Here is a 14449-nt window from a genome sequence, read left to right on the forward strand (position 1 = left end):
GTGGAAATGAAGCGCCACTTCTCCGGCTACATCGCCTTCGGCATCGGCCTGTGGATCAGCATGCAGACCTTCGTCTCGATCGGCGTGAACCTGGGCATCCTGCCGACCAAGGGCCTGACCCTGCCGCTGATCTCCTCCGGCGACCCGCACCCCATCGGGATCGGGGGGGGCCACCCCCTCCGTGCGATGTTCGGGATGGCCGGCGCCCCCGGGGGCCCCCGCGGGGCCGTGGGGCGCCCCCCGGGGGCCCTCCCCGCGTTCCGCCCGGGTCCCGGGTCCCCGGGTCCGGCCTCGGTCTCGGTCCGGCACCGGTCCCCGGCCGCGCGCCGGCGGGCCGGTTCAGACCCGGCCGAGCATGGCCAGCGCGGTGCCGAAAGCCTCGCGCACCAGCAGGTACGGGCCGTGCGCCAGCGGTCCGTCCGCGCCGAGCACGTCGCCGCGCGCGCCGGCCCGGCGGGCGGCGAGCGCGGAGCGGACGGTGTGGAAGCCGCTGGTGACCACCGTGCACCGGTAGCCGGGGCGCTCGGCGGCCATCAGGGCGGCGCTGAAACGGAGGTTCTCGGCGGTGTTGGCGGCCCGCTCCTCGCACCGGATCCGCTCGGCCGGGACGCCCCGGGCGGTCAGGTAGCGGGCCATCGCGGCGGCCTCGGTGCACTGCTCGTGCGGGCCCTTGCCGCCGGTCACCAGGACCAGCGGGGCGTACCCGGCGGCCTCCTCGGCGGCCAGGCGCGCCAGCGCGGCGTCCAGCCGGGCCGCCAGCGTGGGCCCGGGCTCGCAGCCGTCCAGTGCGGCGCCCAGGACGACCAGGTAGTCGGAGCCGACCGGTGCGGGCCGGCGGCGCTGGTGCAGGGCCAGGCCGAGGAAGCCGAGCAGCCAGAGCAGGAGGTACCCGCAGAGCAGGGCGGCGACGATCAGCAGGGCGCGCATATCCGTTCGAACGTGTACGGCGGAACCACCGTTCCGGCCACCGCCCCGGTCCTTGCCGGTTCGGGCCTGGCCCCGCCCCGCCTCCGGAACGGCGGAACCCCCGTTCCGGTGGCGGAACGAGGGTTCCCGGGAACGAGGGTTCCGGATAGGGGGCGTACTCGGCCGGACTCAGCCGGTCTCGGCGGCCGGTGCGCCCGGAGCGGCCACCGGGGCGGCCACCGGGGCGGCCACCGGGGCGACCGCGGGGGCACCCGGGGCGATGCCCGCCCCCGGGGTCCGGTCGCGCTTGTGGAGCGAGGCCAGGTAGGCGTTGTACGCCTCCAGCTCGGCGTCGCCGGAGCGCTCCTCGGCACGGTCCCGGCGACGGGCGTGCCGCTGCTCGGAGCCCATCCACTGGTAGACCAGGGCGATCAGCACGATCGCGGTCGGGATCTCGCCGAACGCCCAGGTGATGCCGCCCGCCAGCTTCTGGTCCTCCAGCAGGTCCGTCCCGGGCGGCGACCCCTCCGGGGTGAAGGTGGTGACCAGCGGGTGGCTCGCCATCATCACCGCCACGCCGAAGAAGGCGTGGAACGGCATCCCCATGAACAGTTCGATGATCCGCATCACGTGGCCGGGGCGGTGCGGGCCCGGGTCCACGCCCATGATCGGCCAGAAGAAGGCCAGCCCGGTGAACAGGAAGTGGACCATCATGAAGATGTGCCCGAGGCGGTACTGCATCAGGAAGTCGAACGCCGGGGTGAAGTAGACCCCGTAGAGGCTCGCGATGAACATCGGGATGGTGAACGCCGGGTGCGAGATGATCCGGACGTACCGGCTGTGCAGCAGTGCCACCAGCAGCTCGCGCGGCCCGCGCGGGCGGCCCTTGCCGGCCGGGCGCAGCGCCCGCAGCGCCAGCGTGATCGGGGCGCCGAGCAGCAGCAGGATCGGCGTCAGCATGGAGAGCACCATGTGCTGGATCATGTGCGCGCTGAACAGCACCATGCCGTAGTCGTTCAGCCCGCTGCAGGTCACCAGCAGCAGGGTGCCGACGCCGGCCGCCCAGCCGACCATCCGGCCGACGGGCCAGCGGTCGCCGCGCCGGTACAGCCGGACCACGCCCGCCGCGTAGAGCCCCAGGACGACCAGCCCGCCGAGCAGGAAGAACCAGTCCGGGGACCAGGTCCACACGTTGGAGAGGGTGAACGGGCCTAGCTGGGTCATCCCGCCGTGGTGGTGCATGCCTGACATTCCGTCGCCCATCGGCGGGTCCTGCTTTCCGTCCTCGTGGTCCCCGCGGGGGGTCCGGTTCGCCCGTTTTGCTTGGCATACAGCCTAGGTGGGCCTTACCTCGGGCCGTGCCCCCACCCCCTCCGTACGGCTCCCTCCCCGCCGGGCGGCCCGCTGGCTAGACTGACCGGCCGGTCGGCAGGGAGGCCCGGACATGGCGACGGAACCACGGACGGCGACGGAACCGTCGACGGCGGCGGAGCGGGGAGCGACGGGGGTGGACACGGTCGCGCTGACCGGAGCGACCGGTTTCATCGGCTCCGGGGTCCTGGCGGCCCTCACGGCCCGCGGCGCACGGGTGCGCGCGCTGACCCGCCGGGTGCCGGAGACCGCCGGCCCCGGCACCACCTGGGTGCCGGGCGACCTCGCCGACGGCACGGGGCTGGCGGAGTTGTGCGAGGGCGCCGCCGTGCTGGTCCACCTGGCCTCCCGGGTCTCCGGCGGCGCCGAGGAGTGCGAGGCGGCGAACGTCCGCGGCACGGCCGCGCTGATGGCGGCCGCCACCCGCGCCGGGGTGCGCCGGATCGTCCACCTGTCGACGACGGCGGTGTACGGCGAGGGCCCGCACGCGGGCATCGGGGTGGACGAGGTGCCGCCCGCCCCGCTGTCCGAGGCCAGTCGCACCCGGCTGCTCGGCGAGCGGCACGCCCTGGACGCGGGCGCGCACGTGCTGCGCCCCGGCCTGGTGACCGGGACGGGCGACCGCTGGGTGGTGCCCGCGATGGCGGAGCTGGTCCGCCGGGTGCCGGTCCGCTGGGCGGGCGGCGAGGCCCGGCTCTCGGTCGTGGACCGCACCGACCTGGCCCGGCTGGTCACGGCGCTCGCCCTGGACGCTCACGGCGCCCCGGCCGGCGTCCACCACGCCTCCCACCCGGACCCGGTCCGTGTCGGCGACCTGCTGGCCGCGCTGGCCTCGCTCGGCCTGCTGGCGGCCCCGGACGGCCCGGCCGTGCCGTGGGAGGAGTGCCGGCGGCTGTTGGCCGCCGCACCCGGCCGGGTCTCGGAGCGCCAGTTCTCGCTGGTCGCCCGTGACCACTGGTACCGCAGCGGGGCCGTCTGGCGCCTCGCCGCCTGCCCGCCCGGCCCCGGCCCGCTCGCCCGCCTCCCGGAGGCCGCCGGGTGGTACCGCACGGTGCTCGGGGGCAGCGACTAGCTCGGCTCCCCGCCGCCGGGACGAGCGCGTTCTCGCTGCGCCGCCCGGCGGCGAGGACGTCGACGCCGTACGGTCGGCCGCGGCCTTCGAACCGGTCGGCGGCCTGCCCTGTCGGGCCGCTGACCGTGCCGGGTTCTCGGTGCGGACTCGGTCCGGCCCCGAGGTTCGGCCCGATCCGAGGAGCGGCACGCGCCTACGCGGGAGGGGCCGTCGGAATTCGGGTGCCCGAAGCGGAAAACGGCCCACCGGTGTTCCGCTCCCCGGGGATCCCGGCCCACGGTGCGCGGGGCGCCGCCTCGGCGAAGGTGGATGAACCGGCCCCGGGGTCGGGGAAGCGTCCGCAGGACCACGGGGACCGGCTGCCGGGCGCTTTCGTGGGGTCAGTCCTTGGGGACGAGGGTGTTCTCGTTGCGCCGCCCGGCGGCGAAGTCGTCGACGTTGCGGGCGGTGGCGTCGATGATCTGGCCGACGGCGGTGCGGGTGAAGTAGGCCTGGTGGCTGGTGACGAGGACCTGGGGGAAGGTGACCAGCCGGGCGAGGACGTCGTCGGCGATGCCCTCGATGGAGCGGTCGGTGAAGAAGAGGCCGGTCTCTTCCTCGTACACGTCCAGTCCGACGCCGGACAGCCGTCCGGCGCGCAGGGTCTCGACCAGGGCGACGCTGTCGACGAGGCCGCCGCGGCTGGAGTTGACGAGGATCGCGTCGTCCTTCATCCGGGCCAGCGCGGCTCCGTCGATCAGGTGCCGGGTGGCCGGCAGCAGGGGCACGTGCAGGCTCACCAGGTCGGCGCGGCTGAGGAGTTCGGGCAGTTCGGTGTAGGTCATGCCGAGTTCGCGGCAGGCCGGGTTCTCGGCGATGTCCCAGCCGAGCAGTTCGGTGCCGAAGCCGGCGGCGATCCGGGCGAAGCACTCGCCGATCTTGCCGGTGCCGATCACGCCGACGGTCATCCCGTGGACGTCGCGGCCGAGCAGGCCGTCGAGGCGGAAGTCGAACTCGCGGGTGCGGGTGGCGGCGCGGGTGAGGCGGCGGTTGACGGCCAGCGCGAGCGCCCAGGCGTGTTCGGCGACGGCGTAGGGGCTGTAGTGGGAGACCCGGGCGACGGTGAGTCCGAGCTCGGCGGCGGCGTCGAGGTCGATGTTGTTGAAGCCGGTGGAGCGTTGGGCGATCAGCTCGGTGCCGCCGTCGGCGAGCGCCGCGAGCGTCGCGGCGTCCAGGACGGCGTTGACGCTGCTGCTGACGACCGGGTAGCCGGCGGCCAGCGGCGCGGTGTCCCGGGTGAGGAAGACGTCCAGGCAGCGCAGCCCGTGCCGGCCCGTGAAGGCCTGTTCCAGCAGCGGCCGTTCGTCGGCCTGCACCCCGTACGCGAGGATCTCCATCCGCGGTCCCTCCAGAGTCGGCTCCGGCGGCCGGTGCGGCGGCCACGTCTGCGGACACGCTAGCGGGCGGGGAGCGCGGGTGCCCGCCGGATGCGCGAAGGCCCCCGGGGGCCGGTAGGGCGGGTCCGGGGGCCTTCGTGCGGGGCCGGGCCGGTCGGGTGGACCGGGGGGCGGTCAGAGGACCGTCTCGGCCTCCAGGTAGCGGTCCTGCGGGACGGTCTTCAGCTCGGCGACGGCCTCCGCGAGCGGCACCAGGTTGATGTTGGTGCCCTGCAGCGCGGTGATGTGCCCGAACGCGCCCTTGTGGACGGCTTCGACGGCGTGCCAGCCGAAGCGGGTGGCGAGCACCCGGTCGTAGGCGGTCGGGGTGCCGCCGCGCTGGGTGTGGCCGAGGATGACCGGGCGGGCCTCCTTGCCGAGGCGGTGCTCCAGCTCGCGGGAGAGCTGGGTGGCGATCCCGGTGAAGCGCTCGTGGCCGTAGATGTCCTTGCTGCCCTCCTCCCAGTGCATGGTGCCGGCCTCGGGCTTGGCGCCCTCGGCGCAGACCACGATGGCGAACTTCTTCTGACGGTCGAAGCGTTCGCGGACGACGGCGGTGAGCTGGTCGATGTGGAACGGGCGCTCGGGGACGACGATGGCGTGCGCGCCGGCCGCCATGCCCGCGTTGAGCGCGATCCAGCCGGTGTGCCGGCCCATGACCTCGACGACCATGACCCGCTGGTGGGACTCGGCGGTGGTCTTCAGCCGGTCCAGCGCCTCGGTGGCGACCGAGACGGCGGTGTCGAAGCCGAAGGTCACGTCGGTGGCGGCGATGTCGTTGTCGATGGTCTTCGGCACGCCGACGATCGGCAGGCCCGCGTCGCTCATCAGCTTGGCGGCCTTCAGGGTGCCTTCGCCGCCGATCGGGATGACCGCGTCCAGGCCGAGGTCCGAGCAGTACTTCTTGGCCCGCTCGACGCCGTCCCGCAGGTGGCTGGGCTGGACCCGGGAGGAACCGAGGATGGTGCCGCCCTGGGCCAGGATGCCGCTCACCGAGTCCAGGGTCAGGGGGCGGTGGTGGCCCTCCAGGAACCCGCGCCACCCGTCCTCGAACCCGATGATCTCGTCGCCGTGGTCGACCACCCCGCGGTGGACCACGGAACGGATCACCGCGTTCAGTCCGGGGCAGTCACCGCCGCTGGTCAGCACTCCGATACGCATTAGCTTTGCAACTCCCGAGCAGAACCGAGGAACGGCCGGACCACAGGCTGGGACGACGAGCCGTCACCGCGACGGGGCGCCCCCGCGCCGGGGCGGCGGGGAGGCGGCCGTGGGGTGAAGGACCGGCCGATCCGGACAGATCATCCGGAAACGGCCGTGAAGTCGAGCATACGGCCCCTGGTCCGGCCGGGCAGGAGCCGACGCGGGAGCGGCGCCGTCGGCGCCCCCGCGCGGAAGTGAAGCCTGCTGCCGAGGAGGGTGTGCAGTAGGCAGCCCCATTGTCGTACGTCCGGGGCCGCCCGCGGGCCGGGTGACCGCATCGCGGGCACCCGGCCGGGGCGTACCGGCGTACTACGCGGGGCGCGTCGCGGCCGCGATGCGCTCGGCGCGCAACGCGTCGTACCAGGTGGTGTCGGCCGGCGGCAGGGCGTTGACGTCCAGCGCCAGCTTGATCAGCATGTCGGCCACGGCGGGGTTGCGCGCCAGCACGGGGCCGTGCAGGTAGGTACCGAAGACGGTGTCCCGCCAGGCGCCCTCGGTGCCGTCACCGGTGCCGTTGCCGCGGCCGACGCTGACCGTGGCGAAGGGCTGGACGCCCTGGCCGAGGTGGGTGACGCCCTGGTGGTTCTCGAAGCCCGTCAGCTGCGGCAGGCCGAGCCGGGGGTCGACGTCGGCGAGCACGTCGCCGACGCAGCGGGCGCCCTCGCCGCGCGCGGTCCAGACGTCGAGCAGGCCCAGGCCCGGCTCGCGCTCGCCGAGGTCGTTGATGAACTCGTGGCCCATGATCTGGAAGCCCGCGCAGACGCCGAAGATGATCGCGCCGTTCTCGGCGGCCCGCACCAGGCCGCTGTCGGCGCGCAGCCGCTCGGCGGCCAGTCGCTGCGGGCGGTCCTCGCCGCCGCCGATCAGGTAGATGTCCCCGCTGGTGGGGATCGCCTGGTCGGAGCGGACGTCGATCCGGGTCACGTTGAGATGGCGCTGGCGGGCCCGGCGCTCCACGACCAGGGCGTTGCCGCGGTCGCCGTAGGTGCTGAGCAGGTCCGGGTAGACCCAGACCACGCGCAGGCTGCTCTCACTCATCCTCGAAGGCCTTCCGTCACGAAAAGACTGGTGTGCGGGCGCGGCATCAGCCGGCCACGACCTTCCGCAGCTGCTGGAAGGCGGTGTAGTTGGCGATGGCCTCGATCCGGCCGGGCGGCGCCATCCGGACGGCCTGCTCCAGGGTGTCCACCACGTGGAACTGCAGCCCGGCGACCTCCAGGCGGACGGCCAGGTCCAGCTTGCGCTGGCCCATCACGAACACCGGGTGCCCGGCGAGGCGCTCGTAGTCGACGTCCCACAGCCAGGAGGTGTCGGTGCCGTCGGCGTCGAGGGCGTTGACGGAGAGGATCACCGGGGCGGGCGGGCCGTCGATCAGCGAGAAGGTCTCCAGCCAGCCGGCCGGGTTCTTGGCCAGCAGCAGCCGGATGTCCCGGCCCTGGTACTGGACCACGTCGTAGCGGCCGGCCACGGCGGTCACCGAGCGCATCCGCTCCAGGGCGACCTGCGGGGAGACGCCGAACACGGCGGCGACGGCGGCCGAGCTGGTGGCGTTGGCCAGGTTGGCCCGGCCGGGCAGCTGCAGCTGGATCGGCCAGGCGCCGCGCTGCGGGTCGATCACGTGGGTGCCCTGGAGCGCCCAGTGCGGGTTGGGGCGGCGGAAGCCGCACTCCTGGCAGAACCAGTCGTCACCGGGGCGCTGCATGACACCGCCGCAGGCGGGGCAGGACCAGGCGTCCTCCTTCCACGCCTGTCCGGCGGCCACCCAGACCACCTTCTTGCAGGAGGAGGCGGCCCAGGTCACCAGCGGGTCGTCGGCGTTGGCGATGACCACGGCCTCGGTGTCCTGCAGGCCCTCGCGCCACTTCTCGGCCATCATCCGGGTCTCGGCGGCGCGGTCGAGCTGGTCGCGGGAGAGGTTGAGCAGAGCGATCGCCTTGGGGCGGGTGTCGCGGGCGACCGTCGCCAGGTACTTCTCGTCGACCTCGATGACGCCGAAGCGGGCCTCCGTGCCGCCCGCCAGGGCGGAGGTGATGCCGGCCGGCATGTTCGCGCCGAGGGCGTTGGAGACCACCGGGCCGGCGGCGCGCAGCGCCTCGGCGATCAGGCGGGTGGTGGTGGTCTTGCCGTTGGTCGCGCTGACCAGGACGACGTCGAGGTGGTCGGCGAGGGTGGCGAGCAGGTCGGGGTCGAGCTTGAGGGCGACCTTTCCGCCGATCACCGAGCCGCTCCCGCGTCCGGCCTTGCGCGACACGGCGGCGGCGACCCGGCCGGCCGTGACCGCGATCTTGGCGCGGGCCGGCAGCGAGGCGTCGCGTGCGCCTGTGGGCTCCGATTCGGTGCCTGCCATGCTCAGTGGTTCCTCCTTGCTGCGGCACCGCCCGGGACCGGATAACGGGCCGTCGGGCGGCGGGGACGGGGGTCAGCCTACCGACTCCGTCGCCCGGCCGGACGATCCGGACCCCGCGCCGCCTGCTGCGACGCGGTGGCGGGGCCTGCTGACGGGCCGTCAAGGAGGGCGGTGTACGGACGGAGCCTGCACTGGTTGGTGACGCTCGGCGGCTGTCCCCGGGTTCCCGGTAAGGATCTGGTGAAGAAATGATCAGCGGCCCGGATGGTGGGCGCGGGCGCCCGGGCCGTCGGCTCCGGGGCCGCCGGTTCCCGGGCCGCCGGAGCCCAGGGCGGCGGTGATCACCAGGGTGCCGTCCTCGGTCCGGAAGTCCAGCGGCGCACCGAGCCGGCGCATCGCGGCGATCAGGCCGGCGTTGGCGCACTGGGTCACCGCGTACACCGTGCCGATCCCGGCCGCCCGGGCCGCCACCACCAGTCGGCGCAGCAGCGCCAGGCCCAGCCCGCGGCGCTGCCAGCCGTCCTCGACCAGGACGGCCAGCTCCGCCTCGCCGTCGTCCCACATCAGGTGCCCGAGGGCGAGGACCCGCCCGTCCGGGGCGGTCACGACGAGGCTGTGGCCGTGCCGGGGGTTCAGCAGGTGGTCGAGGTAGCGGTCGGCGTCGCGGACCGGACCGTGGTAGCGCAGCCGCAGCGCGGCGGGGGAGCAGCGGCCGTGCATCGCCAGGGCCGCCGCCTTGTCGGCCGGGCCGGCCGGGCGCAGCAGGAGCCCGGTCCCGTCCGGCAGGGACAGCCGGGACGGCGCCTCCGGGGCCGGGTGGTGCCGGCCGGGCTCGGGGCGCGGGTGCGGCCGGGCGACCCGGGACGGGCCGTCGGTGAGTACGGGCAGCCGGACGGTCTGGCCCTCGGGCACCACGCACCTGCGGTCGGACCTGCGGAAGGGCCGGTGCCAGAGCCGTTCGGGGCGAGTGCGCGGTGCCGTCATGCGGCCGACGCTACCCACGCTTCGCTTCCGTTCGGTTACGTGATCGTGAACGGCCGAATGCCCGGGTGTGCCCGGCGCCGACCGGGACGGACCGGGGACGGGCCGGGACGGCCGGACGCGGGGTCCGGGACGGCAGGGGCCCCGGTCCGGGGGTGGACGCGGCACAGGTCCGGACCGCTGCCTCAGGCGGGCGGGACGGCGGGCGGCCGACGGTGGATCCCGTGCCCGGCGCTCCTGGTGAACAGGCCGTCGGGATCCCTTCCCCCCGAGTACCGAAGGCCACTGCCATGCGCATCACCCCGTCCGCCACCACCAACGCCACCGCCGCCGTCCCGCACGCCCGCCGCGCACCGGCCGGCACCGCGCTCACCGGTCTGCTCGACCGGCAGGCGAGCACCCGGCCCGACGCCCCGGCCGTCCTCGGCGAGGGCGCCGGCCTCACCTTCCTGGAGCTGTCGGCGACCGCCCGTCGGCTGGCCGCCGAGCTGCGCCGCCTGGGCGCCGGCACCGACACCTGCGTCGGCCTGTACGTCGAGCCGTCGGTCGGGCTGGTCGCCGGGGCGTGGGGCGTCCTGTACGCCGGGGCCGGCTACCTGCCGCTGTCGCCCGAGTACCCCGAGGACCGGATCCGCTACATGATCGAGGACAGTGGCACCCGCATCGTGCTCACCCAGGAGCACCTGCGCGAACGGCTGGCCGGGCTGGCCCCGGCCGGGACGGCGGTCGTCACCGTCGAGGACGCCCCCGCCGCCGACGCCCCGGCCGGCCAGGGCGCGGCCGAGGAGGCCGACGCCGAGGAGGCCCGGCCGGAGTCGCTGGCCTACGTGATCTACACCTCCGGCTCCACCGGCCGCCCCAAGGGCGTGATGATCGAGCACCGCGCGGTGGTCTCCCAGCTGCGCTGGCTGCTCGCCGCCGGGCACCTCGACCCCGGGGTCACCGTGCTGCAGAAGACCCCGATGAGTTTCGACGCCGCCCAGTGGGAGATCCTCGCCCCGGCCGTCGGCGCCCGCGTGGTGGCCGGCACGCCCGGTCTCCACCGCGACCCGGAGGCGCTGGTCGCCGCCGTGCGGCGGCACGGCGTGACCGCGCTGCAGTGCGTGCCCACCCTGCTCCGGGCGCTGCTGGACACCGAGGGCTTCACCGACTGCACCGGCCTGGCCCGGCTGTTCTCCGGCGGCGAGGCGCTCTCCCGGCGGCTCGCCCGCGACCTCGGCCGGGCGCTGCCCGGGGTCTCGCTGGTCAACCTGTACGGCCCGACCGAGTGCACCATCAACGCCACCGCGCACCTGGTCGACCCGGCCGGGCTCGACGACGGCGCCGGTTCGGTGCCGATCGGCCGGCCGGTCGACGGCACCCGGTGCCACGTCCTGGACGAGCGGCTGGTGCCGGTCGAGGCCGACGGCGTCGGCGAGCTGTACATCGGCGGCGTCCAGCTGGCCCGCGGCTACCTGCACCGCCCGGAGCTGACCGAGGAGCGGTTCGTCCCCTCCCCGTTCGCGCCCGGCGAACGGCTGTACCGCACCGGCGACCTCGCGCAGTGGAACCCGGACGGCACCCTCCAGTTCGCCGGCCGGGTCGACAACCAGGTCAAGCTGCGCGGCTACCGGGTCGAGCTGGACGAGATAGCCCGCGCGATCGAGGAGCACACCTGGGTGCGCCGCTCGGCCGCGGTCGTCACCGACGACGAGCGCACCGGCCACCCGAACCTGGTCGCCTGCGTCGAGCTCAACCCGCGCGAGGCCGCCCTGATGGACCAGGGCAGCCACGGCGGCCACCACCAGTCCAAGGCCAGCAAACTCCAGGTCAAGGCACAGCTCTCCGACCCCGGCCTGCGCGAACCGGCCGGGCTGGCCGGCCGCGAGCGGGTCGAACTGCCCGGGCGGCGCGAGAGCGAGACCCAGCGCCGGGAGACCTTCGCCCGCAAGACCTACCGCTTCTACGACGGCGGTCCGGTCACCCGCGAGGACCTCAGCGCGCTGCTCGCCCCGCGCCCGGCCGGCGCCTTCGGCCGGGACCTGGAACTGCTGAGCTTCCCCGAACTCGGCCGCATCCTGCGCTGGTTCGGCCAGTTCCACAGCGAGGAGCGGCTGCTGCCCAAGTACGCCTACGCCTCGCCGGGCGCGCTGTACGCGACCCAGCTGTACCTGGAGACCGGCGGCCTGGACGGGCTCGCGGCCGGGCTGTACTACTACCACCCGGTCGACCACGTCCTGGTCCGGATCGGGCCCGCCGAGGCCCGCGCGGAGGCCTACCTGACGCTGCACTTCTCCGGCCGGCACGGCGCCATCGAGCCGGTGTACAAGAACAACATCCGCGAGGTGCTGGAGTTCGAGACCGGCCACATGCTGGGCGTCTTCGAGGAGGTGCTGCCCGAGTACGGGCTGGACGTGCGGCCGCTCGGCCTCGACCCGTCGGTCAAGGAACGGCTGGACGTCGCCGAGGAGGACCACTACCTGGGCGGGTTCGCGGTCGTCCGCAACGACGGCACGGCCCGCGCCGAGAGCACCGAGCTCTACCTCCAGGTCCACGAGGGCCGGGTGGAGGGCCTGCCCGGCGGGCTCTACCGGTGCGCCGACGGCGAGCCGGCCCGGATCTCGGACGCGGTGGTGGAGTCCCGGCACGTGATCGCGATCAACCAGGCCGTCCACGCCCGGGCCGCGTTCGGCATCACCGCCGTCAGCCGGGCCGAGGAGGCGTGGCTGCAGTACGTCGCGCTCGGCACCAGGCTGCACCACCTGCAGCGCAACGGCCTGGGCCTGGGCTTCATGTCCTCCGGTTACAGCTCCCGGTCCGGCCACCCGCTGCCCGCCGCACGCCGCATCGACGAGATCCTCACCGACCGCGGCATCGCCACCGGCCCGTCGTACTTCTTCCTCGGCGGCAAGGTGAGCGAGGAGCAGATCCGCAGCGAGGGCATGCAGGAGGACGCCGTGCACATGAAGGGCCCGGCCGAGATCATCAAGGACGAACTGGCCACCCTGCTGCCCGACTACATGCTCCCCAACCGGGTGCTGGTCGTCGACGCCCTGCCGCTCACCGCGAACGGCAAGGTCGACCTCAAGGCCCTCGCCGCCTCCGACGCCGTCCGCACGGCCGGGGTCCGCAGCGAGTACGTCGCCCCGGGCACCGCGCAGGAACGGTGGCTGGCCGAGGCCTGGGGGCGGGCCCTCGGCTACGAGGACGTCTCGGTGGCGGACGAGTTCTTCGCCGCCGGCGGCAACTCGCTGATCGCCGTGGCCCTGGTCAACCGGATCAACCGGGAGTTCGGCACCGCCCTGCCGCTGCAGGTGCTGTTCCAGTGCCCGAAGCTGGGCGACCTGGCCGCACGCATCGAGCAGGCCCGCGGCGGGACCGCCGGCGACTGCGGCGACGCCGGGGCCCCCGGCTCGCGGCTGATCCCGCTGCACCCGGGCGGGTCCGGTCGGCCGGTGTTCTGCTGGCCCGGCCTGGGCGGCTACCCGATGAACCTGCGCCTGCTCGGCCGGGAGGCGCGCGACGGCCGTGCCTTCTACGGCATCCAGGCGCACGGCATCAACGAGGGCGAGACGCCGTACCCGACCATCCGGGAGACGGCCGCCGCGGACGTCGCCGAGCTGCGCCGGGTCCAGCCCGAGGGCCCGTACACGCTGTGGGGCTTCTCCTTCGGTGCCCGGGTCGCCTTCGAGGCCGCCTGGCAGCTGGAGCAGGCCGGCGAGCGGGTGGAGAACCTGCTGCTGATCTGCCCCGGCAACCCGAAGGTGCGTCAGGACGGGGGCCGGCGCTGGGGCCGTGAGGCCTCGTACGCCAACCCCGCGTACGTGACCATCCTGTTCGGGGTGTTCACCGGCCGGATCAGCGGCCCCGACCTGGAACGCTGCCTGGCCTCGGCGGCGGACGAGGACGGCTTCGTCGCCTCCGTGCACCGGGTGCTGCCGGAACTGGACGAGGAGCTGATCCGCCGGATCACCGGCATCGTCGGCGAGACCTACGAGTTCGAGTACAGCTTCCGCGAGTTGGCCGAGCGGCGGCTGGACGCCCCGGTGACCATCTTCAAGGCCGCCGGCGACGACTACTCCTTCGTCGAGGGCAGCAGCGGCTACTCCGCCGCCCCGCCGGCCGTGGTGGAGCTGACCGCGGACCACTACGGCGTGCTGAAGGAGCACGGGGTGGCGGAACTGGCCGCCGCGATCCGGGCGGTGGAGCGGACCGCGCAGTGACGGAGGAGTGACCGCGGGGTGACCGCGCTCGGCGGGACACACCCACGGATGGCCCAGGATCCGTCAGCGGGGGAACCCCTTCGGATAGGGATGGCTCGGCTTTCCGCCGATCCCATGCCGATCCGAAGGGGTTCCCCATGTCAGTGAAGAAGCCGGTCCGGACGTCCGTACGGGCCGCCGCGTGGTGCGCGCTGCTCCTCGTGGCCCCGCTCGCCCTCGCCCAGCCCGCCGCCGCCGTGACCTCCTCCACGGTCACCTCCTCCTCCGGCGACAACGGCCCCAAGACACCCGAGGAGGCGGCCGCCTGCAAGTCCGTCACCAGTGCCCTGCTGGGCGGCTTCGGCTCGATGCTCGGCAACGCGGTGTGCGTGGTGAAGCCCGCCGCCAAGGGCTGACCCCGCCGGAGGTCCGGCGCCGGCGGCGGGTGAGCCCCCGGGCCCCCGCCGCCGGCGGCCCGGCGGCCCGGCGGCCGCGTGCGCATCCGGCGCCGTGTCGCCCGGTGGTCTTCCTGCCCGGGCCCGTCCGGGGTCAGGCGGTCGTGGGGGAGACCTGGTAGTGGGCGATGGCCCAGCCCTGCTCGGTGCGTCGCAGCAGGACGCCGAGGTGGACGGTGAGGGTCGGCCGGTCGGTGAAGGCGAAGTCGACGCCCAGGTACCCCAGGACGAGGTCGGCGGCGGGGCGCCTGGTCTCCAGGACGCGGTAGTCGGCGGTCATGCCGGGGGGCTGGGCGGCGTAGTAGGCGGCGACACCGGGGCGGCCGACGCTGTAGGGGTGCAGGCCCTGGAAGATCGCGTCCTCGGTGAACAGGGCGGCGACCCGGTCGGGGAGGTGCCGGTCGACGGCGGCCCTCCAGTCGTCCAGGACGGCGCGCAGGATCGTCTCGTCGGCTTCGGTGGTGCGGTGCATGGCGGTACTCCCGGGGTGTGGCACGAGGAGCGGCGTCGGCCGCCCA

At 74.6% G+C, this 14449-nt stretch carries 11 protein-coding genes and 1 pseudogene; 4 read left to right on the forward strand and 8 right to left on the reverse strand.

Translation table 11 applies throughout. The annotated features are described in order from the left end of the window. Positions 1–6 precede the first annotated feature (6 nt). Positions 7–129 (forward strand): annotated as a pseudogene (locus tag ACFV0O_RS21490) (FtsW/RodA/SpoVE family cell cycle protein); the annotation flags it as partial. Positions 130–339: 210 nt separating this feature from the next. Here ACFV0O_RS21490 and ACFV0O_RS21495 read toward each other — a convergent pair. Beyond that, positions 340–927, reverse strand: coding sequence for a YdcF family protein (locus tag ACFV0O_RS21495; protein WP_380344049.1), 588 nt, complete (start codon positions 925–927; stop codon positions 340–342). 168 nt (positions 928–1095) lie between these two features. After that, entirely contained in the window at positions 1096–2148 is a 1053-nt protein-coding gene (locus ACFV0O_RS21500) for a cytochrome c oxidase assembly protein (protein WP_380344251.1), read from the reverse strand. A 202-nt stretch (positions 2149–2350) separates the two neighbouring features. Between ACFV0O_RS21500 and ACFV0O_RS21505 the strand changes: the two genes are divergently transcribed. After that, positions 2351–3349, forward strand: coding sequence for an NAD-dependent epimerase/dehydratase family protein (locus ACFV0O_RS21505; RefSeq protein ID WP_380344052.1), 999 nt, complete (start codon positions 2351–2353; stop codon positions 3347–3349). 380 nt (positions 3350–3729) lie between these two features. Here ACFV0O_RS21505 and ACFV0O_RS21510 read toward each other — a convergent pair whose 3' ends face one another. The 5 genes from ACFV0O_RS21510 to ACFV0O_RS21530 form a co-directional block, all read right to left on the reverse strand. Beyond that, positions 3730–4725: a 2-hydroxyacid dehydrogenase gene (locus ACFV0O_RS21510; protein ID WP_380344054.1), complete on the reverse strand. Its 996-nt coding sequence runs from the start codon at positions 4723–4725 to the stop codon at positions 3730–3732. 174 nt (positions 4726–4899) lie between these two features. Continuing rightward, positions 4900–5925 (reverse strand): 6-phosphofructokinase, encoded by a 1026-nt coding sequence (locus tag ACFV0O_RS21515; RefSeq protein WP_360267822.1) that lies wholly within the window; start codon positions 5923–5925, stop codon positions 4900–4902. A 351-nt stretch (positions 5926–6276) separates the two neighbouring features. After that, entirely contained in the window at positions 6277–7005 is a 729-nt protein-coding gene (locus tag ACFV0O_RS21520; protein WP_360267820.1) for a glutamine amidotransferase, read from the reverse strand. 46 nt (positions 7006–7051) lie between these two features. Beyond that, on the reverse strand, positions 7052–8314 hold the full coding sequence (locus ACFV0O_RS21525; RefSeq protein WP_360267817.1) for a MurT ligase domain-containing protein: 1263 nt from the start codon (positions 8312–8314) through the stop codon (positions 7052–7054). A gap of 252 nt (positions 8315–8566) precedes the next feature. After that, the gene (locus tag ACFV0O_RS21530) at positions 8567–9298 is read right to left on the reverse strand and encodes a GNAT family N-acetyltransferase (protein WP_380344059.1); all 732 of its coding nucleotides are present in this window, start codon (positions 9296–9298) and stop codon (positions 8567–8569) included. Between the two features lie 287 nt (positions 9299–9585). On the opposite strand from ACFV0O_RS21530, the gene ACFV0O_RS21535 reads away from it, so the two are divergent. Both ACFV0O_RS21535 and ACFV0O_RS21540 read left to right on the forward strand, forming a co-directional pair. Beyond that, a complete protein-coding gene (locus tag ACFV0O_RS21535) occupies positions 9586–13497 on the forward strand; it encodes an amino acid adenylation domain-containing protein (RefSeq protein ID WP_380344062.1) in 3912 nt (1303 codons plus the stop codon). A 137-nt stretch (positions 13498–13634) separates the two neighbouring features. Beyond that, the gene (locus ACFV0O_RS21540; RefSeq protein ID WP_360267808.1) at positions 13635–13892 is read left to right on the forward strand and encodes a hypothetical protein; all 258 of its coding nucleotides are present in this window, start codon (positions 13635–13637) and stop codon (positions 13890–13892) included. A 133-nt stretch (positions 13893–14025) separates the two neighbouring features. Here ACFV0O_RS21540 and ACFV0O_RS21545 read toward each other — a convergent pair whose 3' ends face one another. After that, positions 14026–14403 carry a YybH family protein gene (locus ACFV0O_RS21545; protein ID WP_380344064.1) on the reverse strand — a complete coding sequence of 126 codons (378 nt, stop codon included), beginning with the start codon at positions 14401–14403 and terminating at the stop codon, positions 14026–14028. Positions 14404–14449: the final 46 nt, after the last annotated feature.

The sequence above is a fragment of the Kitasatospora sp. NPDC059577 genome (genome assembly GCF_042735475.1).
GTDB lineage: Bacteria > Actinomycetota > Actinomycetes > Streptomycetales > Streptomycetaceae > Kitasatospora.